24 protein-coding genes, 2 tRNA genes and 1 pseudogene are annotated in these 23567 nt (G+C 66.5%); 6 read left to right on the top strand and 21 right to left on the bottom strand.

The genetic code is table 11. The features are described from left to right. Position 1 precedes the first annotated feature (1 nt). From ACQR0W_RS28525 to ACQR0W_RS28505, 5 genes are read right to left on the bottom strand one after another with little or no spacing between them, the layout of a single operon-like run. Positions 2–1648 carry an FGGY-family carbohydrate kinase gene (locus tag ACQR0W_RS28525; protein ID WP_316170759.1) on the bottom strand — a complete coding sequence of 549 codons (1647 nt, stop codon included), beginning with the start codon at positions 1646–1648 and terminating at the stop codon, positions 2–4. 29 nt (positions 1649–1677) lie between these two features. Further along, positions 1678–2451 (bottom strand): SDR family NAD(P)-dependent oxidoreductase, encoded by a 774-nt coding sequence (locus ACQR0W_RS28520; RefSeq protein ID WP_315826535.1) that lies wholly within the window; start codon positions 2449–2451, stop codon positions 1678–1680. 47 nt (positions 2452–2498) lie between these two features. Next, entirely contained in the window at positions 2499–3506 is a 1008-nt protein-coding gene (locus tag ACQR0W_RS28515; RefSeq protein WP_316170758.1) for an ABC transporter ATP-binding protein, read from the bottom strand. Positions 3507–3520: 14 nt separating this feature from the next. After that, positions 3521–4351, bottom strand: coding sequence for a carbohydrate ABC transporter permease (locus ACQR0W_RS28510; RefSeq protein WP_316170757.1), 831 nt, complete (start codon positions 4349–4351; stop codon positions 3521–3523). Between the two features lie 2 nt (positions 4352–4353). Continuing rightward, the gene (locus tag ACQR0W_RS28505; protein ID WP_316170756.1) at positions 4354–5226 is read right to left on the bottom strand and encodes a carbohydrate ABC transporter permease; all 873 of its coding nucleotides are present in this window, start codon (positions 5224–5226) and stop codon (positions 4354–4356) included. Positions 5227–5590: 364 nt separating this feature from the next. On the opposite strand from ACQR0W_RS28505, the gene ACQR0W_RS28500 reads away from it, so the two are divergent. After that, positions 5591–6694, top strand: a complete 1104-nt coding sequence (locus ACQR0W_RS28500; protein ID WP_316169166.1) for an ISAs1 family transposase — start codon at positions 5591–5593, stop codon at positions 6692–6694. Between the two features lie 151 nt (positions 6695–6845). On the opposite strand, the gene ACQR0W_RS28495 is transcribed toward ACQR0W_RS28500, so the two are convergent. Both ACQR0W_RS28495 and ACQR0W_RS28490 read right to left on the bottom strand, forming a co-directional pair. Next, the gene (locus tag ACQR0W_RS28495) at positions 6846–8177 is read right to left on the bottom strand and encodes an ABC transporter substrate-binding protein (RefSeq protein WP_316170755.1); all 1332 of its coding nucleotides are present in this window, start codon (positions 8175–8177) and stop codon (positions 6846–6848) included. A 163-nt stretch (positions 8178–8340) separates the two neighbouring features. After that, positions 8341–9288 (bottom strand): sugar-binding transcriptional regulator, encoded by a 948-nt coding sequence (locus ACQR0W_RS28490; protein WP_315716342.1) that lies wholly within the window; start codon positions 9286–9288, stop codon positions 8341–8343. Positions 9289–9676: 388 nt separating this feature from the next. Between ACQR0W_RS28490 and ACQR0W_RS28485 the strand changes: the two genes are divergently transcribed. Both ACQR0W_RS28485 and ACQR0W_RS28480 read left to right on the top strand, forming a co-directional pair. Further along, the gene (locus ACQR0W_RS28485) at positions 9677–9910 is read left to right on the top strand and encodes a hypothetical protein (protein WP_316187194.1); all 234 of its coding nucleotides are present in this window, start codon (positions 9677–9679) and stop codon (positions 9908–9910) included. A gap of 116 nt (positions 9911–10026) precedes the next feature. Then, positions 10027–10437 carry a flagellar basal body rod protein FlgC gene (locus ACQR0W_RS28480; RefSeq protein ID WP_316170753.1) on the top strand — a complete coding sequence of 137 codons (411 nt, stop codon included), beginning with the start codon at positions 10027–10029 and terminating at the stop codon, positions 10435–10437. 27 nt (positions 10438–10464) lie between these two features. On the opposite strand, the gene ACQR0W_RS28475 is transcribed toward ACQR0W_RS28480, so the two are convergent. From ACQR0W_RS28475 to ACQR0W_RS28410, 14 genes are all read right to left on the bottom strand, one after another. Then, positions 10465–10785 carry a hypothetical protein gene (locus ACQR0W_RS28475; protein ID WP_316170752.1) on the bottom strand — a complete coding sequence of 107 codons (321 nt, stop codon included), beginning with the start codon at positions 10783–10785 and terminating at the stop codon, positions 10465–10467. A 519-nt stretch (positions 10786–11304) separates the two neighbouring features. Then, positions 11305–12057 carry an aquaporin Z gene (gene aqpZ / locus ACQR0W_RS28470; protein WP_316170751.1) on the bottom strand — a complete coding sequence of 251 codons (753 nt, stop codon included), beginning with the start codon at positions 12055–12057 and terminating at the stop codon, positions 11305–11307. Positions 12058–13312: 1255 nt separating this feature from the next. Beyond that, positions 13313–13618 carry a HigA family addiction module antitoxin gene (locus ACQR0W_RS28465; protein ID WP_315751360.1) on the bottom strand — a complete coding sequence of 102 codons (306 nt, stop codon included), beginning with the start codon at positions 13616–13618 and terminating at the stop codon, positions 13313–13315. An 11-nt stretch (positions 13619–13629) separates the two neighbouring features. Then, a complete protein-coding gene (locus ACQR0W_RS28460; protein WP_315751358.1) occupies positions 13630–13911 on the bottom strand; it encodes a type II toxin-antitoxin system RelE/ParE family toxin in 282 nt (93 codons plus the stop codon). Positions 13912–14682: 771 nt separating this feature from the next. Then, a tRNA-Phe gene (locus ACQR0W_RS28455) sits at positions 14683–14758 on the bottom strand. A 174-nt stretch (positions 14759–14932) separates the two neighbouring features. Then, positions 14933–15139 (bottom strand): DNA gyrase inhibitor YacG, encoded by a 207-nt coding sequence (gene yacG / locus ACQR0W_RS28450; protein ID WP_315717867.1) that lies wholly within the window; start codon positions 15137–15139, stop codon positions 14933–14935. Positions 15140–15190: 51 nt separating this feature from the next. Further along, on the bottom strand, positions 15191–15820 hold the full coding sequence (locus ACQR0W_RS28445; protein ID WP_006613056.1) for a Maf-like protein: 630 nt from the start codon (positions 15818–15820) through the stop codon (positions 15191–15193). A 181-nt stretch (positions 15821–16001) separates the two neighbouring features. Next, the gene (locus ACQR0W_RS28440) at positions 16002–16472 is read right to left on the bottom strand and encodes a low molecular weight phosphatase family protein (RefSeq protein WP_316170749.1); all 471 of its coding nucleotides are present in this window, start codon (positions 16470–16472) and stop codon (positions 16002–16004) included. A gap of 54 nt (positions 16473–16526) precedes the next feature. Continuing rightward, complete coding sequence (locus tag ACQR0W_RS28435; RefSeq protein WP_315717869.1) at positions 16527–17033, bottom strand: UPF0262 family protein; 507 nt, start codon at positions 17031–17033, stop codon at positions 16527–16529. After that, a complete protein-coding gene (gene hisD, locus ACQR0W_RS28430) occupies positions 17030–18325 on the bottom strand; it encodes a histidinol dehydrogenase (protein ID WP_316170748.1) in 1296 nt (431 codons plus the stop codon). Before hisD ends, ACQR0W_RS28435 begins: the two co-directional genes overlap by 4 nt. 87 nt (positions 18326–18412) lie before the next feature. Continuing rightward, positions 18413–18862, bottom strand: coding sequence for a DUF2948 family protein (locus ACQR0W_RS28425; RefSeq protein ID WP_316170747.1), 450 nt, complete (start codon positions 18860–18862; stop codon positions 18413–18415). A 24-nt stretch (positions 18863–18886) separates the two neighbouring features. Next, positions 18887–20176 (bottom strand): UDP-N-acetylglucosamine 1-carboxyvinyltransferase, encoded by a 1290-nt coding sequence (gene murA / locus ACQR0W_RS28420; RefSeq protein WP_316170746.1) that lies wholly within the window; start codon positions 20174–20176, stop codon positions 18887–18889. Between the two features lie 149 nt (positions 20177–20325). Continuing rightward, positions 20326–22026, bottom strand: a complete 1701-nt coding sequence (locus tag ACQR0W_RS28415; protein ID WP_410051255.1) for an FAD-dependent oxidoreductase — start codon at positions 22024–22026, stop codon at positions 20326–20328. Positions 22027–22069: 43 nt separating this feature from the next. Beyond that, entirely contained in the window at positions 22070–22252 is a 183-nt protein-coding gene (locus tag ACQR0W_RS28410) for a hypothetical protein (protein ID WP_316165560.1), read from the bottom strand. Between the two features lie 351 nt (positions 22253–22603). On the opposite strand from ACQR0W_RS28410, the gene ACQR0W_RS28405 reads away from it, so the two are divergent. The 3 genes and pseudogenes from ACQR0W_RS28405 to ACQR0W_RS28395 form a co-directional block, all read left to right on the top strand. After that, a tRNA-Thr gene (locus ACQR0W_RS28405) sits at positions 22604–22678 on the top strand. Between the two features lie 59 nt (positions 22679–22737). Further along, positions 22738–23130 (top strand): hypothetical protein, encoded by a 393-nt coding sequence (locus tag ACQR0W_RS28400; protein ID WP_316189433.1) that lies wholly within the window; start codon positions 22738–22740, stop codon positions 23128–23130. Between the two features lie 201 nt (positions 23131–23331). Then, a pseudogene (locus ACQR0W_RS28395) lies at positions 23332–23505 on the top strand (nuclear transport factor 2 family protein); the annotation flags it as partial. Positions 23506–23567: the final 62 nt, after the last annotated feature.

Raw genomic sequence — 23567 nt, 5'->3', positions numbered from 1 at the left:
GTCATGCCTCCCCATGGACGCCATGCATCACGGAACGGCTGTCGCGATCAAGCGTCCGCAGCATGCCGTGGATGCGCCGCTTGCGGCGATGGAAGGCCGCGATGTTCGGATCGGTCGGGTCGCTGAGACGCCCTAGCGAGGACATCGAGGCCATCGTATCGCCGATCGAGCGGAAAGCGCCGCTGGCGACTGCGCCGAGCATGGCCGCACCGAGCAGCACCGGCTCCTGGGTGCCCGGCAGCGCCACCGCCATCCCGGTCGTATCTGCCATGATCTGGCGTACCAGCGGGCTGCGTGAGGCGCCACCCGCCATGACCAGCGTCCGGCTGGTAACACCGTTGGCGGCGAAGGCATCGATGACGTCGGCAAGGCCATAGGCGAGCCCGCACAACGCGGCCATGAACAGCCGCTCCATCGCGGAGACATCGGCATCGAGATCGAGGCCGGCAATGACGGCGCGCGAGTCCGGATCGGCATAGGGCGAGCGGTTGCCGAGAAATTCCGGGAGAATGTGAAGATCACGCGCCAGCAGCGCCGCGCTGCCGGCATTCGGCACCCGCGCCATGATCCGTTTTTCGAGCAGGGTGATCAGGTCGAGCCCTTCCGCGCGCGCCGCAGCGGTCGCCTCGGCCGCGGCCGGGTGCGAGCGCAGCAGATGATCGATCGCCGCCCCCGCGGCAGACTGGCCACCCTCGTTGAGCCAGAACCCAGGCACCATGCCCTGATAATACGGTCCCCACACGCCGGACACGAAGGACGGCACCCGCGTCGTCGCCATGATGCAGGCCGAAGTCCCCATGATGTAGGCGAGGCGGTCGCAGACATCGACCTCGCCGCCGTCAGCCGCGCGGCCACCGATGGCGCCGATGCCGCCGGCATGGGCATCGATCAGCGCGGCTCCGACCGGCGTACCCGCGACGAGCCCGAGTTGTTCGGCCGCGTCCTGCGACAGCCCACGGCCGAGCGGCGTACCGGGCGCGACGATCTCGGTGCCGATCCGCGCATAATCCTCGCTGACGAAATCCTCCAGCCCGATACGGCGAAAGAAGGCCGCACTCCAGCGCGTCTCGTGCGCCAGATAATTCCATTTGCAGGTGACGGTGCACATCGAGCGCGCCAGAGAGCCTGACGCACGCCAGGTGAGGAAGTCGGCGAGATCGAAGAAATGGCCGGCCGCATCGAAACTCTTGCGCAGATGCCGCTTCAGCCACAGCAGCTTCGGCATCTCCATCTCCGGCGAGATCGAGCCGCCGACATAGCACAGCACCTCGTCTTGGGTCGCATTGATGTCGCGCGCCTCCGTCAGCGCGCGATGATCCATCCACACGATGACATTGCGGCTGGCGTCGCCGGAGCCGCTGACGGTGACCGGCGCGCCCTGGCGGTCCAGCACCACCAGCGAGCAGGTGGCATCGAAGCCGACCCCCTTGATCAGCTCCGGCGCGATCGCGGCCTCCGCTAGCGCGGCTTTGACCGACGCGCAGCACGCACGCCAGATGTCGTCGGACGACTGCTCGACGACATCACCGGCCTCGTGCCAAGTCTGGATCGGATGCCGCGCCGCGGCAAGCAGCCGGCCGTTGCCGTCAAAAATCCCGGCGCGCGTGCTGGTTGTGCCGACATCGACACCGATGAACGCCTGCCGCATGTTTCGCTCCCGTCAATTCTGACGCGAGCTTACCAGCAAGTGTAGCCGCCATCGACAACGACGACGCTGCCGGTCATCAAACTTGCCGCCTCGGAAGCGAGGAACAACACCACCGAGGCAATCTCCTCGACCTGACCCATGCGGCCCATCGGGGTTCCGCCGATCCAGGCGTCGTACATGCGCGGATTGCTCTTCACGAAGGCGTTCAGCGGCGTCTCGATATAGGTCGGCGCGACCGCGTTGACGCGGATGCCGCGCGCGCCCCATTCGGCCGCCAGCGACTTGGTCAGATGGTGCACCGCAGCCTTGGACGCGTTGTAGAAGCACTGCTCCTGCGGCTTGTTGACGATGAAGCCGGACATCGAGCCGATGTTGACGATGGCGCCACTGTTGGCCGCCAGCATGTGCTTGCCGAAGGCGCGGCAGCACCAGAAGGTGCCGTTGAGATTGACGTCCAGCACGTTCAGCCAGTGCTCGTCGGTGACGGTCTCGGCCGGCGTCTCGCTGCGCGCGATGCCGGCATTGTTGACGAGGATGTCGATGCCGCCGTAGCGCGCGACCAGATCGTCGGCCACCTCGTTGACCTGAGCCGAGTTGGTGACGTCCATCAGCGCGGTCTCGGTGTCATAGCCCTTGGCCTTCATCGCCGCCTGCCCGTCCGCCGCCGCCTTGGCGTCGCGATCGGCGATCACGACATGCGCGCCCGCCTCCGCCAGCGCCTCGACGCAAGCCAGGCCAATGCCCTGCCCGCCGCCGGTGACCAACGCGGTCTTGCCGTTCAGTTTGAATTTTTCGAGATACATCGTCGTGGTCCGTTGTTGTCGTTGACGCCCGGAGGGGACGTCACCTCTCATGCGAAGATCGAATTGCCGCTCTCGTCGAAGCGGTAGATGCGGCTGGGCTCGGGCCGCAGCGTCACAGTGTCGCCGGCACCGAGTCGTTTCTCGCCGACGACGCGCACGGTGAGCGTCCCGAGCGCGCCGGCATCGACGTAGAGAAAGGTGTCGCTGCCGAGATGCTCGGCGATCACCACCTTGCCGGGCCAGCCCTCGCCGCCGTCGTCGACGACCGCGACATGCTCGGGCCGCACGCCGATCGTGGTCGCATGGTGTTTGTCCGCTTCCGCGCCGGTGATGAGGTTCATCTTCGGCGAGCCGATGAAGCTGGCGACGAACAGATTGGCGGGGCGCTGATAGAGCTCGATCGGCGAGCCATATTGCTCGATGCGGCCGGCGTTCAGCACCACGATCTTGTCGGCCATGGTCATGGCCTCGACCTGGTCGTGCGTCACGTAGATCGCGGTGGTGCCGAGCTGCTTCTGCAGCCGCGTCACCTCGAGCCGCATCTGCACGCGCAGCGCGGCATCGAGATTGGACAGCGGTTCGTCGAACAGGAAGGCTTTGGGCTCGCGCACGATGGCGCGGCCGATCGCGACGCGCTGGCGCTGGCCGCCGGAAAGCTCGCGCGGCTTTCGATCGAGATAGGGCGTGAGGTTCAAGGTGGCCGCGGCCGCCTCGACCTTCTGGTTGATCTCGGCCCTCGGCAGCCCGGCCATCTTCAGGCCGAAGGCGATGTTGCCGCGCACGCTCATATGCGGATACAGCGCGTAGGACTGGAACACCATCGACAGCCCGCGCTTGGCCGGTGGCACATCGACGACATTGTTGCCGTCGATCAGGATCCGTCCGCCGGAGACGTCCTCGAGTCCCGCGATCAGCCGCAGCAGCGTAGTCTTGCCGCAGCCGGAGGGGCCGACGAACACCACGAAGGCGCCGTCGGGAATGTCGAGATCGGCGCCCTTGATGATGTGGACCGGCCCGAACGATTTCTGCACACCTTCCAGCGTGATCCGTCCCATGGTCAGACCTTTCGTTACTTCACTGCGCCGAAGGTCAGCCCGCGCACGAGCTGCTTCTGGCTGAACCAGCCGATGATCAGGATCGGCGCGATCGCGAGCGTGGAGGCCGCCGACAGCCGCGCCCAGAACAGGCCTTCCGGGCTCGAATAGGACGCGATGAAGGTCGTCAGCGGCGCCGCATTCAGGGTCGACAGGTTCAAGGTCCAGAACGCCTCGTTCCAGGCCAGGATCAGGTTCAGGAGAAGGGTCGAGGCCAGCCCCGGGATCGCCATCGGCGTCAGCACGTAGATCAGCTCGCGCCCGATCGTGGCGCCGTCCATCCGAGCCGCCTCGAGGATGTCCTTCGGGATCTCCTTGAAGTAGGTGAACAGCATCCAGATCACGATCGGCAAATTGCCGAGGCACAGGATGAAGACCAGCCCGGTGCGGGTGTCGAGCAGACCGAAATTCTTGTAGATGAGATAGATCGGCACGAGCACGCCGACCGGAGGCATCATCTTGGTCGAGAGCATCCAGAGCAGGATGTCCTTGGTGCGCTTGGTCGGCGCAAACGCCATCGACCACGCCGCAGGGATCGCGATCAGCATCGCGATCAGGGTCGAACCGCCGGCGATGATCAGCGAGTTCAGCGCGTGGTGCAGATAGTCGCTGCGCTCCTGCACGGTGACGTAGTTCTCGGTGGTCCAGTGGAAGAACAGGAACGACGGCGGCGTCGCGAACGCCTCCAGCTCGGTCTTGAAGCTCGCCAGCACCATCCACAGGATCGGGAAGAAGATCACGAAACCGGCCAGCCACGCGGCCACGGTCGAGATCGCGACATGACGTCCAGTGACCTTGCGCGCCATGGTCAGGCCTCCAGATTGCGGCCGACGATGCGGACCAGGAAGAAGGCGACGATGTTGGCGATGACCACCGCGACGAGGCCGCCGGCCGAGGCGGTGCCGACGTCGAACTGGATCAGCGCCTGGGAATAGACCAGGAAGGCGATGTTGGTGGTCTGCAACCCCGGCCCGCCGCCGGTGGTGACGAAGATCTCGGCGAACACCGTGAGCAGGAAGATGGTCTCGATCAGGATCACCACCGTGATCGGGCGCGCCAGATGCGGCACGGTCAGATAGATGAAGCGCGACAGCGCGCCGGCGCCATCCATCTCGGCGGCCTCCTTCTGCTCCTCGTCGAGCGACTGTAGCGCGGTCAGCAGGATCAGGGTCGCGAACGGCAGCCACTGCCAGGCGACGATGAAGATGACCGCGAGCAGCGGCGCGTCGGTGAACCAGTCGATCGGCGTCAGCCCCAGCGAGGTCGCGATCCAGGCGAACAGGCCGGACACCGGGTGCATCAGCAGGTTCTTCCAGACCAGCGCGCTGACCGTCGGCATCACGAAGAACGGCGCGATCACCATCAGACGGATGATATTGCGGCCGATCACGGGCTGGTCGAGCAGGATCGCGAGGGGAATGCCGAGACCGATGGTCAGCAGCAGCACCGAACCGACCAGCACCAGCGTATTCTGCAGCGAGGCGAGGAAGGCGGGATCGGTGAGGAAGTAGGTGAAGTTCTCGAAGCCGACGAAGCTCTCCGAGCCGGGATCGAGCAGGCTGTAATGCAGGGTCGAGAAATAGATCGTCAGCGCCAGCGGCACGATCATCCAGATGAACAGCAGGATGATCGCTGGCGACATCAGCGCGCGGGCGAGGAGTTGCGTCTGTCTGGTGGCCATTGCCGCTGTCCATTTGCTCGATGAACACTGCCGTCATTGCGAGCGAAGCGAAGCAATCCACAATCACGGGGGGACTCTGGATTGCTTCGTCGCCTTCGGCTCCTCGCAATGACCACGCCGCCGTGAGAATAAAGCCTCGGGCTCGGTGCACCTCGCCCCGCCCGCGGGGAGAGGTCGGATTGCATCGGCAGATGCAATCCGGGTGAGGGGGACTCTCCGCGAGCGCGGTATTCGTGGAGAGTCCCCCTCACCCCAACCCTCTCCCCGCAAGCGGCAGGGGAATCGCATATGATTTTTCGGCCTCTATTGCATTGTTCCGCAAGAGAGATTCTGAAGACGACTCCATTGCCGTGGAGGTCGTCGGATGGGGAAGTTGGCGAGGATTTTTGGGCGTGTGCCGGACCCGCGTGCCGGGAACGCGAGGTACACGCTGCTGGAGGTGGTGTTCATCGCTCTGGCCGCCACGTTGTGCGGGGCAGAGTCTTGCGCCGACATGGCCGAGTTCGGAGAGGCGAAGGAAGAGCTGTTGCGGCTCGTTCTCGATCTCGACCACGGCATCCCGAGCCACGATACGTTCAGCCGGGTCTTTCGGCAGCTGGATCCGATGGCCTTCGAACGAGCATTCCGCAAGTTCATGGCGGCGTTTGCCAAGGCCAACAAGATCGAACTGTCGGGCGTGCTGGCGGTCGACGGCAAAGCCTTGCGAGGAGCCTACGAGCGCGGCTCCAAAGCCACGCCGCTGCATTTGGTCAACGTCTTCGCGGTGGACGCCCGAATGGCGCTGGCGCAGAAGAAGGCACCCGGTCGCAACGAGACGGCCGGCGCTCTGGAGGTGCTCGCGCTGCTCGATCTCCAGGGCTGCATCGTCACGGCCGATGCCCTGCATTGTACCAGGGCCTTTGCGTCCAAGGTGCTCGAACGGGGCGGCGATTATGTCTTGGCAGCCAAGGGCAATCGCGCGCCCTTGCACGAGGCGATCATCCAGCAGTTTACGCGCTCCGGCAAGCGAAGCAGCATCCAGCAAGCCGAGCATTCGGGCCACGACCGCAGCGAGACCCGTCGTGCCACGGTCATTCGCAACACCAGCCTGGCCGCGCTGCACGACTTTCCTGGGATCGCAGCCATCGGCCGGGTTACGTCGCGCCGACGCGTGCGGGGACAACCCGCCGACGCGCCGCTCGTGCGCTACTACGTTCTGTCGAAATACATGGCGCCGAAAAAGCTGCTGCAGATCACGCGCGGTCACTGGGGCATCGAGAACAAGCTTCATTGGGTCCTCGACGTGCACTTCGCCGAAGACAGCAATCGGGCACGAAAAGACAACGCCCCGGAAAACCTCGCCATCATGCGCAGGATCGCCCTCAACATCTTGCAGGCATCCCCAAACCCGGCCTCGATACGCCGCAAAATCAAGCGCGCGGGATGGGACGACAGCTTCCTTTTGGAGCTCCTCGGTCATATGCGATAGCCCTGCCGCAAGCGGGGAGAGGGAGCGCACCGTCGTCCGGGCGAGAGCTCGAACAACGTTGGAGAGAAAATGCGGCCATCCCTGTGGGGAGGGATGGCCGCCAGTGATCAGCTCGGGAGGAGTTTCGTGTCGAGCTGATAACTTTGCGCGCCTATTTGATGTAGCCGGCGCGCTTCATCTCGCGTTCGGTGGAGGACTGTGCCGCCGCGAGCGCCGCATCGACGGTCATCGAGCCGGCCAGCGCAGCGGAGAACTGCTGCCCCACCGCGGTGCCGATGCCCTGGAATTCAGGAATCGCGGCGTATTGCACGCCGACGTAAGGCACCGGCTTGACCGTCGGCTTGTTCGGATCGGCGGCATCGATCGAGGCCAGGGTCAGCTTGGCGAACGGCGCGACCTTCAGGTACTCCTCGTTCTTGTAGAGCGAGGTGCGCGTGCCCGGCGGCACGTTGGCCCAGCCGTCCTTCGACGCGACGAGCTTCAGATAGTCCTTGCTGGTCGCCCAGGCGATGAACTTCTCCGCCGCCTCGACCTTCTGCGAGCCGGCGGGCACCGCGAGGCTCCACGCCCACAGCCAGTTGGCGTTCTTGCCGAGGCCGGTGTTCGGCGCCAGCGCGAAGCCGACCTTGTCGGCGACCTTCGACTCCTTCGGGTTGGTCACGAACGAGGCCGCCACGGTCGCGTCGATCCACATCGCGCATTTGCCGGAGTTGAACAGCGCGAGGTTCTCGTTGAAGCCGTTCGAACTGGCGCCGGGAGGGCCGGCCTCCTTCATCAGCTCGACATACGTCGTCAGCGTCTTCTTCCATTCCGGCGTGTTGAACTGCGGCTGCCATTTCTCGTCGAACCAGCGCGCGCCGAACGAATTCGACATCGCGGTCAGGAACGCCATGTTCTCGCCCCAGCCGGCCTTGCCGCGCAGGCAGATGCCGTACACGCCGGCCTGCTTGTCGGTGAGCTTCTTGGCGGCGTCGACGACGAAGTCCCAGGTCGGGCTTTGCGGCATCTTCAGCCCGGCCTTGTCGAACAGGTCGGTGCGGTACATCACGAACGAGCTCTCGCCGTAGAACGGCGCTGCATAGAGCTTGCCGTCGACCGACACGGCGTCCTTGATCTTGGGCAGGATGTCGCCCGCGTCATAGTCGGCGCCGAGCTTGTCGAGCGGCACCAGCCAGTTCTTCTTGGCCCAGATCGGCACCTCATAGGTGCCGATGGTGAGGATGTCGAACTGGCCGCCCTTGGTGGCGATGTCCGTCGTCACGCGCTGGCGCAGCACGTTCTCTTCCAGCGTCACCCATTTCACGGAGATGTCGGGGTTGGCCTTGGTGAACTCGCTGGTAAGGCCCTGCATCCGGATCATGTCACCGTTGTTGACGGTGGCGATCGTCAGACTCGTCTCCGCCAGTGCGGGCGCATGTGTCAGCAGCGTGGCGGCGCCCAGCAGGGCGGCAAGCGTGCTCGTCCGAGTGAAGATGGTCTTCACGGTCTCCTCCCATTCCCGCGGTTATTGAATATATGCTCACGGGCTGAGCTGATGTTCACAACACTGATCGGGCTTTGTCAAGCATGCGCCGGCGCCCACAGGTTGTGCGGCGCGACGGGGATCCGACCTTTGATAGAACAATGCGCAGCAGCGCCGCGGGCATTCACGCCAGGATGGCGCGCGCCGTGGCCTCGTCGGTGATCAGGCCGTTGATGAGCCGCCCGGTCAGCGCGGCGCGGATGGCCGGGATCTTCGCCGGTCCCAGCGCCGCCGCGATCGTCATCGCGCGGGCCGGCACCTCGGGCGGAATGCTGGTGAGCCTGCGGTTGGTGCCGCCGGCGATCACCCTGCCGTTGGCGTCATAGGCCCACCCGGTGATCTCGCCGATGGCCCCGAGCCGCATCATCTCGGTGAGCTCGTCGCGGGTGACGAAGCCGTCGACATGCATCTGCGCCTTCTGGTCCATCTGGCCGATGCCGACCAGCTTGAGGTCGGCCTTGTCGGCGACCGCCTTGACCTTGGCGATGGCATCGAGCCGGACCATGCGGTCGCGCTCGTCCTCGGTGCCCATCAGGAACGGCAGCGGCATCGGATAATGCCGCGCGCCGGTGCGGTCGGCGAGCCGGCCGACGGTGTCGAAGAAGCTGGCGGAGCCGTCGGCCAGGATGTTGCCGACCAGCGAGACGATCTGGTGCTCGGGCCGGTCGACCGGCGAGACGCGCTCGACCGCGGCGCGCACCGCCCGGCCCGTGCCGAGCGCGATGATGACCGGCGTCTCGGCGCGCAGCGTCGTCTCCAGCAGGTTGGCGCAGCGTTCGGCGATCCCCGCCGCGCCGGCCGGCGCGGCCGGATCGGTCGGGACCACCTCGCAGTGCACAAGCGCGAAGCGCTCCTTGAGCTGCGCGGCCAGCGCCATGCACGAGGCGATCGGATGCTCGAGCCGGAACGTGATCAGCCGCTCGGCGAGGCACAGCGACACCAGCCGCTGCGCCGAGGCGCGCGACACCTGCAGCATCCGGGCGATCTCGTCCTGGGTATGGCCGGCGATGAAGTACAGCCAGCCGGCGCGAGCGGCATCGTCGAGCCGTGATTTGTCGCTGTCGCCCGCCATGACGCCGAGCCGGCCTCCCTTTCAGAACATGTCTTCCCGGCCGAGCGCGGCCCGACGCTGATCGGCCTGCACTATGCCATGGCGCTCACGGCGCCGGGAACCGAGGCGCGCCACCATCCCCAGGAGGAACGCGGCAGGGTCATCCAGACCAGATCATATGCTCTGATCGTGGGCAATAGCCCAATCTCGGCAGGTTGCGCCCAGCGTCGCGGATCCTCGCTCGGCGCACGACGGCTGCGCATCCCCGAGGGATGCGGCGGCTCGGCCGGCCGCTTAGCTCGCAGGCTTGGCCCTCCCCTCTCTCGTCCGCCCCCACCGCGCCGCTCCGATGTTCGTCTGCCGCAATTGCCTGAAGCGCAGCGATGACCCCAAAGCATTGAACAAGGCCTTGAAGAAGGCCCTCAAGCACGCGCTGGAATCCCACGACAGCCCCGGCAACCGCGCAGGCGAGAAGCCCGCCCGCGTCATCGCGACGAGCTGCTTCGGCCTCTGTCCGAAGCGGGCGGTCGTGGTCACCGGCGGCGTCCACGCGGCACGCGGCGAATATGTGCTCGTCTCGGCAGCCGGGGATGTGCCCAGCGCCTTGGCGCTGCTGCGCGACGATCCGAGCCGGCCGCGTTGAGTTCGTGATGGTGAACAAAACCTTGAGCCGGACGCTCGAGTCTCATCGGCGGTCTTGACACTTGCTTGGTGCGCCGCGGGCTTAGCTGGCGCATCACATCATCAGCAAGCGCCGCCATGAGTCCCACCGCCACCATCGCAGTCTCCGGCATGCAAGCCGCCTCGCGCCGGCTCGAGGTGTCCGCCTCGAACGTCGCCAATGCCAGGAGCACGGGCGCGCTGCCCAATGCCGACGGCACGCTGCCGGCCGGCGCGCCGAAGGCCTACGACCCGCTCGAGCTGGTGCAGAGCGACGTCGCCGGCGGCGGCACGCAGACGACCATCGCGCGTTCGAGCTCGGGTACGTCCGCGAGCTACGATCCCACCGCGCCGTTCGCCAACAAGGATGGCCTCGTCGCCGCGCCCAATGTCGATCTCGCGCAGGAGATGATCAGTCAGCTCGTCGCCAAATACAGCTTCGCCGCGAACGCGAAAGTGCTGAAGGCGAGCGACGAGATGAGCCGCACCGTGATCGACATGAAGGTGTGAGCGCAACCCGTCTCCGGACAGGATCGCTCAGGCGATGGCTTCACCGGGTTCAGCCAGCACCTGCGGCTCCACCAGCAGCCCCTGCCGCTCATAGCGCCCGCGCGTCCGGCTGAAGCGCACCACCACCGCATGGCGTTTGCTCTTCGCCTTGGCCCGCCGCGACAGCAGCGCGTTGCCGGCGGGCAGAAACACGAGATCGCCGAGACCGACGCATGAGAGACACGCCGGACCGCCATCCTCCATCATGAGGACATCGCCGGTCCCGCCGCAGCGATGACAGCTCCAGCCGTCCCGCGCCGGCGCGATCGCCACCAGCTCCGGGCGCCCGGCTAGCCTTCGCCGCAACACGCGCGTACTTCTTCTCGGAGAGCTGAGAGGAGACCCAATGCGTCCGAAACAGCGCCTCGAGTCCCGGATCATTGCTGCGGCTGAACCGCAGCGGCTGCCGGCTTGGCGTCTGTGCGACATAGGCGGTCTCGCTCGGGCTCAGCCCCTTGGCGAGCGCCCAGGCACGAACATGCGTCATCGCCTCCCTGATGCGCGGGAGTCCGGAGCGTGTGACCTCCTCCAGCGACCCAACCTGCCCGCGCCGCCACTGCTCCAGCATCGACGCATCGAGCCAGCCGAGGTCGCAGAACACGTCGACGACGCTGACATGATGCTCCTCGGCCAGCAGCGCCTCGGCCGCCCTCGCCACCCGATCGGACAGCGGCTCGTTGTTCCTCCGGCTCATCACGACACCTGCAAAATCGTGCACGCTGACAAGGCGCGCATTGTCCAACAGAGCCGGCGGCGATCAAGAGCGGCGCGACCGCGGCAACGGGCCACGCCGTGACGCGGCCCGATCCAACTGCGTGGGGAGATCTCCTAGGCGCTTTTCGCGACCGCGCCCTGCCCCGTCCGCTCGCCGGTCACCTCGCCGGCCGGCTCCGGGCTCAGCCAGCGATAGATGAAGCCGCCGGCCGCGCCGCCGAGCAGCGGCGCCACCCAGAACAGCCAGAGCTGCGCCAGCGCCCAGCCGCCGACGAACAGCGCCGGCCCGGTGCTGCGCGCCGGGTTCACCGAGGTGTTGGTGACGTGGATGCTGATGAGGTGAATGAGCGTCAGCGCCAGCCCGATCGCCAGCGGCGCAAATCCCACCGGCGCCTTGCCATGGGTCGCGCCCATGATCACGAACAGGAACATCATCGTCAGCACGACCTCGCTGAGCAGGCAGGCCCCGAGCCCATATCTGCCGGGCGAATGCTCCGCATAGCCATTGGCGGCAAAGCCGCTCGCCGTGCTGAAGTCCGGCGCCCCGCTGGCGATCGCATACAGCACGGCCGCGCCAACGATGGCGCCGACCACCTGCGCGATGATGTAGGGCACGATCAAGCTGGTCGGGAACCGCCCGCCGCACGCCAGCCCCACCGTCACGGCCGGGTTGAGATGGCAGCCCGAGATGTGCCCGATCGCATAGGCCATGGTCACCACGGTGAGCCCGAACGCCAGCGCCACGCCGAGCATGCCGATCCCGACATCCGGCACGCCGGCCGCGATCACCGCACTGCCGCAACCGCCGAACGTCAGCCAGAACGTCCCGATCGCCTCCGCCACGAGCTTGTTGTTGTTGCCGTTCATCATCGCCTCCCTGGGTGCGTGTGATTGGCTGGAGCCTGCCTCTCCCGTCAATGGAGAAGATGATCACTTCGACAACCTGGAGTCAAAGGCGGATTCGCGGTCGGCCGTGGGATGCCTGAGACTTTGAGTCAGAAAGAGTCCGACCGTTCGTAGTTCGTAGGGCGGATGAGCGAAGCGTCATCCGCCAGCTTACGCTGCTTGCCAACAGTCGTCGGCGCTCATTCCTGGCGGAAGCTCGTTCCTGCCGTGAACCAGCTTGATCGGCGAGGGGTTGCTCATCGAGCTTGCGGCCGACGGTCCAGGCCGACATCGATGATCCCGCATAGCGGATGACGCTCCGCTCATCCGCCACGTGCTATCGATTCTGCCGACACGCCGGCGAGAGCATCGGCACGTTCGCCCACGGCCAATTGTGCCAGCGCCCATCTTCGCCGACGCAAGCGGAGGATGTCGGAGGCGGGTTCGTTGTCGCATCCGCGGATGCGTCAAGCGCGGCAAACCGGTGGTCGACATAGGTCGTGGACACGTACCCCGCGACGGTCACCACCAGAACGACCGCAAATCCCTTGGCTGAGTCACTCCAGCGCATGTCATCACCTCGCGTGTTCGGCGTGCCAGGACCACATGGGACGACATTGACGCGCCATCGCGTGGCGGGCTGTGAGAAAGATCACATCGACGTCTAGCCCTGCCCCGACAAATATTGACCTACATCAATACGCGAATGCAAAATTGAACTTAAAGTTGCAACGATAATAATGAAGAGTATTTGAAATGAAGAATTCAACCAAAAGGAGCGTCAAACGCGGCCTCGCTACAAAGAAGACCTCCGCTACCAAGAAGGCCTCCACTGCAAAGAAACAAACCAAGAAGGAGTTTCCTGAGATAAGGTGCGGAGAGCCGTGTCCAAAGTGTGGCCGTGCATGCAACAAAAAAGAAGGGCATTCAGGAAATCACCGTGATTCCGGAGTGCACACTTGGTAACGAATTCGACGTTACATGCACACCGGCACGCCTCGTTCTCTTGGTCGTTTGAGGTCCGCCCTGAACTTGGACCTGATTGCTGACATCGTGACGGTCGAAACTCCCTCAATCATCTTCGTCAGTTCGCGTGTCGTGATGCTCGGGTGAGATTGCGTCTTTGATTTTCGTTTTGATAGCACCCGCGCTCTCGCGAGTTTCAAGCTGCGCATTACGGTGACGCTGCATGAAACTCCGGGCCGCAGTGCGCGACCGCTCGGCGGCCGTGGCCCGGTCACGCCGCTCGCGGCTTGTTCACCGTCTCGATCCGGTCGAGAGTCTTGCCGAGGTCGCGCTTCGCGATCTGGACGTCATAGTCCGTCTGCAGGTTGAGCCAAAGCTCGGGCGTCGTGTCGAGCGCCTTGGCGAGCCGAAGCGCGGTGTCGGCGGTGATGCCGTTCTGCTCGCTCGCGATCCGCTCGATTCGTGTCCGCGGCAGGCCACACACCTTGGCGAGAGCGCCCGCGGAGATCCCGAGAGGATCGAGGAACTCCTCCCGCAGAACCTCACCGGGATGCATGGGTTTCAGCTTCTTGGTCATTGCAGTGCCTCTTAGTGATAGTCCACGACCTCGACGTCCGCCGGACCTTCCGCCGTCCAAACGAAGCACACCCGAAATTGATCATTGATGCGAATCGAATGCTGCCCCTGACGATCCCCCGTCAGCGCCTCCAGCCGATTGCCCGGAGGCGATCGCAAGTCGCGGAGATCGGCTGCAGCGTTGAGGTAACGCAGCTTCCGGCGGGCCACTTTTGACAGATCCGACGGAAAGCCCTTCGGGTTCTCGCCGTCGAAGACAGCCTCGGTGATCTTGTCGCGGAAGCTTCTGATCATGTGCCAACGTATGTATCATTTAATGATACATACGTCAAGCAATGGCGATGTCTCTGAGCTGCTCGCGCTGTTTCTGCCAACTCGTATGTCGGCCAGCGTATCCCAGCCCTGTACAAACTGCCCGTCGTGCTGATTCCCCTTGGGTCGTCGGGCAAATCACCTGCACATTTCCCGCCATCCCGCCCGCACTGAGAGGGGCGCATCGCGATCGTCACGAGACGTTGCGGCGGGGAGCGGTGGCCGCGGGGCGACGCAGCATCTCCTTTGGGGTGCGGACGAACGTCGTTCCGTGGACGGTCAAGCCGTGTGGTCCCGACACCCCGATGCTGGTGTCTTGGTCGGCGACATCCCGATGACGGGGGCAAGCAAGCCCGGTCCCCTGGGAGAGCGCGGAGCAGCCGTTCAAACCATCGCGCAGGGAAGGCCGGGTTGTTTCCGGCTGAGCCTGTGGTTCCTGCCCCGTGCACTTCTTTCGCACGGGGGCCATGGGTGCCAGTCGGCACTCGGCCTTCCCTGCGCCCTCTCAATTGATGAGGACGCTCACATGCAGCGGAGCTCGGGCCAATCCAGCCGCGAGGTTGCGAGCGCATGGGCGCGAGCTACGGCGACGAGCGGCAGGCTGTTTGACAAGGTTGATCGGAGATCAGAGAGCGGGTCTCAAGCGAGACTTGGGGGCTCAAACGCCCGGCTTCGCCAAGAGGCTTCGCCGGGCACGCTTCGCCCGTTGGGCTACAGCGCGGCTGCGCCACGCGAAGCCCAACGGGCGAAGCGTGGTGCCCAGGGGCGGAATCGAACCACCGACACTGCGATTTTCAGTCGCATGCTCTACCAACTGAGCTACCTGGGCAGGTCTCGTGAAGGGCAAAAAAGCCCGGCGAGCCGGCGGGTTATAGTCAGAGCGGGCGGCGCTGTCTACCGCCCTGAGGCGAAGTTTTCACATTCCTTTCGCAGTTGCGCGGAAGGCCCCGGGACCGCCGCCGGACGGCCGGCTGCGCTGGGGCAAAGCCATGAAAACACGGCCCTATTCGACGTCGTCCTCGTCGCCCTCGGTGGCCGGGATGACGTAGGAGCCGCTGAGCCAGCGATGCAGGTCGACGTCGCGGCAGCGCGGCGAGCAGAATGGGCGGACGGCCTCGGCTGCGGGCCGGCGGCAGATCGGACAGCGGCCGGCGGGCTTGGCGGAGGCGGCGGATGGGGAACTGGTCGAACGGGTCGATTCTTGGGACATGGCCGCTATCTAGGCGCCCGCGACGCGCGATGCACCTCCTCAAGGATGGCGTCAGACGCCGACGGTGTTGAGCCAGCCGAAGCGGATCGGAAAACCTTCGCCGGCGAGCAGGGTCGTGGTCTCGTAGAGCGGCAGGCCGACGACGTTGGTGTAGGAGCCGACCATCTTGACCACGAACGAGCCGGCGATGCCCTGCACGGCATAGCCGCCGGCCTTACCCCGCCATTCGCCGGAGCCGATATAGGCCTGGATGTCGTCCTCGCTGAGCCGCTTGAAACGGACGCGGGTCTCGACCAGGCGCTGGCGGAACGCCTCCTTCGGCGTCACCAGGGTGATCGCGGTGTAGACGCGATGGTTGCGGCCGGACAGGAGGCGCAGGCACTGCGAGGCCTCGTCGACCAGATTGGCCTTCGGCAGGATGCGGCGGCCGACGGCGACGACGGTGTCGGCGGAGATGATGAAGGCGCCGCGCAGCTCGTCGTCGAGCTGGACCGATTTCAGCGCGGCATCGGCCTTGGCGCGGGCCAGCCGATTGGCGCAGGCGCGCGGCAGCTCGCCACGCTTTGGCGTCTCGTCGACGTCGGCGGGGCGCAGCGCGTCGGGCTCGATGCCGGCCTGGTTGAGCAGCGCCAGACGCCGCGGCGAGCCGGATGCAAGAACGATTTTGGGACGGCCGAGCATGCTGATTTCGCTGGGGGATTCGGAAGCGGCGGGGCGTGCGCGCGGAACCTATCGGAAGGGCTGTCATTCCACAACCCGAAGGCTGCGACAAGGCTGCGACGGGCCTGCTCTACGGCGCGAATTTGAGCGGGGGACGACGTTGGTATTTCGGTTCGATGACACCTGCGGGGGAGCCGGGAACCTACAAGCCCGCCGGACCGGGCTTGCCGAAACGCTTGCGGATCCGCGTGAACAGCCCGTCGCAGACCTCGCGATAGGCCGCGAGCTTCTGCTCGCGATTGCCGTCGGTGCCGGTCGGGTCGGGCGTCGGCCAGTATTCGACGTCGGCGGCGATGGTGCGGGTCAGCTCCAGAGCCTTGTGATGGGCCTCGGGCGAGAGGGTGACGATGAGGTCGAAATTCAGCCCCTCCCAATCCTCGAGCTCCTCGAAGGTGGTCGGCTTGTGCTGCGAGATGTCCTGGCCGAGCTCGGCCATCACCGACACCGCGAACGGGTCGAGCTCACCCTTCTTGACGCCGGCGGAGCGGACATAGAGCGCCTGCGGATACATCTGGCGCAGCAGGCTCTCGGCCATCGGCGAGCGCACGCTGTTCTGGCCGCAGGCGAACAGCACCGCCTGCGGCTGGCGCGCGCGCGGCGGCCCCTCGGCCATGCGCCTAGGCGCCCTTGGCCGAAAGCTGGGACGCGCGCGTGGCGGCCCGCGGCATCACTGGCCCTCGCCCTTCCAGTGCAGCACCGTGATCAAAGTGAACAGCCGGCGCGAGGTCTCGAAATCGACCCGCACCTTGCCCTTCAGCCGCTCCTGCAAGGTGCGCGAGCCCTCGTCGTGGATGCCGCGCCGGCCCATGTCGATGGCCTCGATCTTGTCGGGGGTCGCGGTGCGGATCGCCTGGTAGTAGCTGTCGCAGATCATGAAGTAGTCCTTCACGATCCGCCGGAACGGCGACAGCGACAACAGATGCGTCACCACCGGCGTGCCGTCCTCCTTGCGGATGTCGAACATCAGCCGGTTGGCGGTGATACCGAGATGCAGGGTGAAGGGACCGGCGCCGTCGGCGCCCTCGGGCGCGAACAGGTTCTCCTCGACGAGGTCGTAGATCGCGATCGCCCGCTCATGCTCGATGTCCGGACCGGAGCGGCCGATCGACTCCTCGTCGAGCGTCACCGCCACGATGCGATTGGTCCGGTCGTCGCCTGGCGGGTGCTGGGTCATGGCAGATTGAGGCGTATTCCCACGGAGCGTGAATGGGCGTCGAGACCCTCGGCCTTGCCCAGTGTCATCGCCGCTGGCCCCAGCGCGCGCAACTGCTCGGGGCCGCATTTCAACAGCGACGTGCGCTTCATGAAGTCGAGCACGCCGAGACCTGAGGAGAACCGCGCCGAGCGCGCGGTCGGCAGCACGTGATTGGAGCCGCCGACATAGTCGCCGATCGCTTCCGGCGTGTGCGCGCCCAGGAAGATGGCGCCGGCATTGCGGACACGGGCCGCGAACGCGTCTGGGTCGGCCGTCATGATCTCCAGATGCTCGGCGGCGATGGCGTCCGCCAGCGGCACGGCCTGGTCGAGATGCTCGACCTCGATGATCGCGCCGAAATCGGCCCACGACGCGCCGGCGATCGCGGTACGCGGCAGGGTCTTGAGCTGGCCCTCGACGGCGCGGGCGACATCATCGGCGAGGCGGCGGCTGTCGGTGATCAGGATCGATTGCGCGCTGGCGTCATGCTCGGCCTGGGCGAGCAGATCGGCGGCGATCCAGTCGGCATTGCCGCTGTTGTCGGCGATCACCAGCACCTCGGAGGGGCCGGCGATCATGTCGATGCCGACCTTGCCGAACACCAGCCGCTTGGCGGCCGCGACATAGGCATTGCCCGGGCCGACGATCTTGGCGACCGGGGCGATCGTCGCGGTGCCATGCGCCAGCGCGGCCACGGCCTGGGCGCCGCCGACGCGGTAGATCTCGGAGACGCCGCCGAGATGGGCGGCCGCCAGCACCAGCGGATTGAGCTTGCCGTCCGGCGCCGGCACCACCATCACGAGCCGGCCGACGCCGGCGACCTTGGCGGGAATGGCATTCATCAGCACCGAGGACGGATAGGCCGCGGTGCCGCCGGGGACGTAGAGACCGGCGGATTCGATCGCGCTCCAGCGCCAGCCGAGCTCGACGCCGGCTTCGTCGGTGAAGCGCTGGTCGGCCGGCAGCTGCTTGAGATGAAAGGCCTCGATGCGGTCGCGGGCGAATTTCAGCGCATCCAAGGTCGCAGCGTCACAGGCCTTGAAGGCGGCCTCGATCTCGGCGGCCGTCACGCGCAGCGAGGAGGCATCGAGCTCCAGCCGGTCGAACTTGCGCGTTGCCTCGAGCAGCGCCGCATCGCCGCGCCGGGCGACGTCGTCGACGATGGCGCGGGCGGCGGCTTCGACGTCGGCGGAGGTCTCGCGCTTGGCGGCGAGAAACTGCCGAAACTGAGTGTCGAAATCGGTGCTGGCGCGGGACAGGCGAATGGGCATCTCTGGCACTTTCCGAAGGGGTGGCTGCCCCCGACCCCCTGCTCAATGGCGCGGCAGCGCGGGGCCGTCAACCCTTTGAACCGGCGCCTACCCGGTCAGCGGCGGACCGCCATCGATATCGCTGGTGCCGAGATCGTCCTCGCCAAGATCGGTCAGCTCGCATTCGAGACATTCGACATCGAGCCGCAATGCGCCGCCATGGGAGAACAGCAGCAACGCGCTGCCGGCGGGCGGCTCGCCGCCGGCATGGAATTCGATGCCGATCAGCTCCAGCACGGCGTCAGGCGCGGCGAGGTCGATGCGACGCGACTTGCAGGCCAGCACCCGGTCGAACCGCAACGCCGCGAGCAGCCGGCGCGGCTCGCTCTCACCATGCAGCGCCTGATCCCAGTCGAGCCGGTTCATGCCGATCACCAGCCGCTTCTCGGCCTGGCGCCAGATGATGTCGGCCGCCTGCACCCGCGCGTCCTGCACATGGGCGGAGATGACGGCGAGATCGTCGGCATCGAGCGCGATCAGTTTGAGCCGGTCGGTCACGGTCTCATCCTCTTGGCAGCGCCTTCACTCGCGGATGCGCTCGATCGTGGCGCCGCAGGCCTTCAGCTTGTCCTCCAGCCGCTCGAAGCCGCGATCGAGATGGTAGACGCGATTGATCATGGTTTCGCCTTCCGCAGCAAGCCCGGCAATGACCAGCGACACCGAGGCGCGCAGATCGGTCGCCATCACGGGCGCGCCGCGCAAATGAGAGGTGCCCTCGATCCGCGCGGTCTCGCCGTCGAGACTGATACGCGCGCCGAACCGTGCGAGTTCCTGCACATGCATGAATCGGTTCTCGAAGATGGTCTCGGTGATTGCCGAGGCGCCCTGCGCGCAGACCATCAGCGCCATCAGCTGGGCCTGCAGGTCGGTCGGAAAGCCGGGGAACGGCGCGGTCGCCACCTGCACCGGGCGGATGCCGTGGCCGTTTCTGGCGACGCGGATGCCCTCGGCGTCGCTCGTGATCTCGGCGCCGGCCTCGGTCAGCACGTCGAGCGCGGACTGCAACAGCTCCGGCCGCGCGCCGGCGAGCCGGACATCGCCGCCGGTCATCGCCGCGGCGATCGCATAGGTGCCGGCCTCGATGCGGTCGGGCAGCACGGTGTGACGCGCGCCGTGCAGAGACGCCACGCCCTCGATCTCGATGCGTGGCGTGCCGGCACCGGTGATGCGCGCGCCCATCTTGTTGAGGCAGTCGGCGAGATCGGTGATCTCCGGCTCGCAGGCGGCGTTGGCGATGACGGTCGTGCCCTTGGCGAGCGCCGCGGCCATGACCGCGACATGGGTGCCGCCGACGGTGACCTTGGGGAAATCGATCGTGCCGCCGCGCAGGCCGCCCGGCGCCTTGGCGACGACATAGCCGGCATCGATCTCGATGCTGGCGCCGAGCTTCTCCAGCGCCATGATCAGGAGATCGACCGGACGGGTGCCGATGGCGCAGCCGCCGGGCAGGGACACCCGCGCCTCGTGCATGCGCGCGAGCAGCGGCGCGATCACCCAGAAGCTGGCGCGCATCCGCGACACCAGCTCATACGGCGCCGTGGTGTCGATGATGTTGGCCGCCGAGATCTGCAGCGTCTGGCCCTGATACTGGCCGTCACCGGGACGCTTGCCGACGGCCATGATGTCCACGCCGTGATTGCCGAGAATGCGCTGCAGTTGCGCGACGTCGGCCAGCCGGGGGACGTTGTCCAGGATCAGCGTCTCCGGCGTCAAAAGACCCGCGATCATCAGCGGCAGGGCGGCGTTCTTCGCGCCCGAAATCGGGATGGTGCCGCGAAGCGGGGTGCCGCCGACGATGCGAATGCGATCCATGCTGGTCCTGTGGGGCTGGCCGGGAAATTGGGCTAAGGTCGGCGCAACAGGACCGACATTACGGCGATTTGATGAGTTCGCAACGGCAGGTCGCAGCCGCCGGGAATTCATCCCCTGACGGTACGGCCCCCGCGGCGGAAAGGCGCGAATCAGACCGGCGGGACCAGCGCATCGGCCAGAAACCCGTGCAGCGCGGCGACGACCTGGGCCCCCTCGCCGATGGCGCCGCCGACGCGCTTGACCGAGCCGGAGCGGACGTCGCCGACCGCATAGACGCCGGGCACCGAGGTCTCGAGCGGCGACACCATCCGCCCGGCATTCTGCTCCGACTGCGCCCCGGTGACGACGAAGCCGGCGCGATCGAGCGTGATGCCGCAGCCGTCGAGCCAGCCGGTGGCGGGATCGGCGCCGACGAACAGAAACAGATTGCTGATGTCGGCCGGCGTCTCTTCGCCGGACAGCCGGCTCTTCAAGGTGATGCGTTCGAGGCCGGTGTCGGCGCCGCCATCGAGCGCGACGACCTCGGTGTTGAACAACAGCTCGATGTTCGGCGTCGCCTCGATGCGCTCGATGAGATAGCGCGACATCGACGCGGCCAACCCGCCGCCACGGATGATCATCCGCACCTTCTTGACGTGCCCCGACAGAAACACCGCGGCCTGCCCCGCGGAATTGCCGCCGCCGACGAGGGCGACCTCCTGCCCCGCGCACAGCCGCGCCTCGATCGGCGAGGCCCAGTACCACACGCCGCGCCCCTCGAACTCCTTGAGCCGGGCAAGATCAGGCCGGCGATAGCGCGCGCCGCTGGCGACCACCACCGAGCGCGCCCGCACCTCGTCGCCGCCCTCGAGCGCCAGCACGAAGGCGCCGGCCTTGCGCTCGCAGTCGAGCGCATTGACCGACACCGGGATCATGATCTCGGCGCCGAACTTCTGCGCCTGGTTGAAGGCGCGCGCGGTCAGCGCGAGGCCGGTGATGCCGGTCGGGAAGCCGAAATAGTTCTCGATGCGCGCGCTGGCGCCGGCCTGGCCGCCGAACGCACGCGAGTCCAGCACCGCGACGGAAAGACCTTCGGAGGCGCCATACACCGCCGTGGCAAGGCCCGCCGGCCCGCAGCCGACGACCGCGACATCGTAGACCTTCTCGCCGCGCGGACCGCCGATCATCCCCACGGCACGCGCCAGCTCGGTCTCGCTGGGATTGCGCAGCACGCTGCCGTCGGACACCACCACCAGCGGCAGCTCGGCCGGGGTCGGCGAATAGCGCGCGATCAGGTCGGCGGCGTCGTGATCGACGGCGGGATCGAGCAGATGGTGCGGAAAGCCGTTGCGGGTGAGGAAGCTCTGCAGCCGCGCGATCGCGGCCGATTGCGGCGGCCCGATCATGACCGGGCCGCCGGCGCCGCCCTGAATGAGATTGACACGGCGCAGGATCAGCGCCCGCATGATGCGCTCACCGAGCTCGGCCTCGGCGATCAGCAGCGCGCGCAATCGTTCGGGGCGAATCAGGATGACCTCGACGTCGCCCTCGGCATGGCCATCGACCAGCGCGACGCGGCCGGAGAGCTGGGCGATCTCGGCCAGAAACTGCCCTGGCCCCTGGTCGATCACCGGGGTGACGTGACCGAGGCCGTCACGCTGGGTGATCGCGACATGGCCTTTGAGGATGACGAACATGCCGGGGCCGGGCTTGCCGGTCTCGAACAGCAGCTCGCCGTCACGATAGGTCTGGATCTCGCCGAAGCCGCGCAGGCGCGCGATCTCCTGGGGCGTCAGCTCCGGAAAAGTCTGGTCGAAGCGCGGCAGCGTCTTCGCGAGCTCCGCCCGTTGTGCCGCCGCATCCGCCGTCATCCCTTCATCCGCTGCCATCACGCCCACCCCGCCTGCCATCTGCTCAATGCTTCGAATCGTCCCGGCCGTCGGCAGCGGCCTCGTCCAAGCCGTCCTTCTCGACCGTCACCGCCTGGCTGCGCTCGCGGCTCTGCGCCTTGCGCCGCTTCAGGTTCTCGCGCAGCGCCTGCTTCAGCCGCTCCTCGCGCGCGCCCTTCGGCGCCGCCTTCCCGGTCTTATCCGTCATCCCTTCCCCCGGTCACCCCATACCAGAGGCACAATTGGGGCCGCAGGTGCGAAAGCCAAGAGGCGTTGGCGACGCAGACGCTAGGTTCCGCCCGGCCGGCCGTCGCCTGCCCGGATGGGGAGTTGCCGCCGCGGCTGCGGCCAGTTGGGCACCTCGAGCGGCAAACCGCGAGAATCCGCCGCGAACGGGCGATTTCACTCCGATTCGAAGGTCTTTCGCTCCCTTTCGATGCATCACGCGGACGTCTTTCCCGGAAAACCAGGCGAGCCGCGCTTGCGCAGGCGGGGACCTTGTGGCAAGAACCGCCCGCGTTCGGTCGCGGCTTTCGGGCCGGTCCCCGCCAGTCCCTTTGCTGCCGTAGCTCAGTGGTAGAGCACTCCCTTGGTAAGGGAGAGGTCGACAGTTCAATCCTGTCCGGCAGCACCAGGGCATTCTTCCCCCTACATGATCTTCGGCGACGCCTCGGGACCACTTGCCACGCGCAGATGCGCGTCATCGGCCTCGCGGCGCAATTTGCGTCCGAGCTCTGCTGCAGCACCGCCCTCTCCGGAAATCGATGGCGCAGGGAAGGCCGGGCGCTGGCCGCGCCCGTGGCCCGCCTGCGGAAAAAAATGCAGGCGGCAGGTACCACAGGTCTGGCCGAACACACCCGGCCCTCCCTGCGCAATGGGCTTACGATTTATACGCGCTCTCCCTGGGGACCGGGCTTTGTTGCCCCCATCACCCGCGATGCACTGACGCACATCAGCGAGCTTGACCTCAGCATCGGGAGGCCAGGACCACGCGACTTCACCGTCCGTATCGAAGTTGTTCGTCCGCTCGCGAATGCGCGCTGCAACTCCGACCCGGCCATCGCATCCCACACCCAACGCTCGTGACGACTCGCGAACGCCCCTCTTCGATGAGCACGGGACGGCCGGAAATGTGCAGGTGATTTGCCCGACGGCACAAGGGGAATGGGTGCGGCAGAGCGGCACGACGGGCAGTTTCAGCAGAGCTGGGATACGGGCGGCGGAGGGGGCTTTGTTTGGTGCAGCGTCACCGTAATCCCAGCGTCACCGTAATCCCCGGACGGGACCGTCCTCGACCGCGCCGGCTTCCTGCGGCAAGTCGCCCGGAAGTCGCCGGTCACCGAGATTTCCGGCAGCGACATCCAGATCAGGGTCCTTGGAGACATCGGTGTCGTGAATGCACGCACGCACTTCACCAAACCCGACGGAAGCCGGGGGACTGGCTGCTACACGGACGTCTAATGGAGGCGTGGCGACCGCTGGCGTTGCATTTCCGTTTCGCGCAACTGACGTGGAAGCACGGC

The sequence above is a fragment of the Bradyrhizobium sp. HKCCYLRH1034 genome (genome assembly GCF_051168375.1).
GTDB lineage: Bacteria > Pseudomonadota > Alphaproteobacteria > Rhizobiales > Xanthobacteraceae > Bradyrhizobium.
This window is presented reverse-complemented; position numbering and strand designations above follow the sequence as displayed.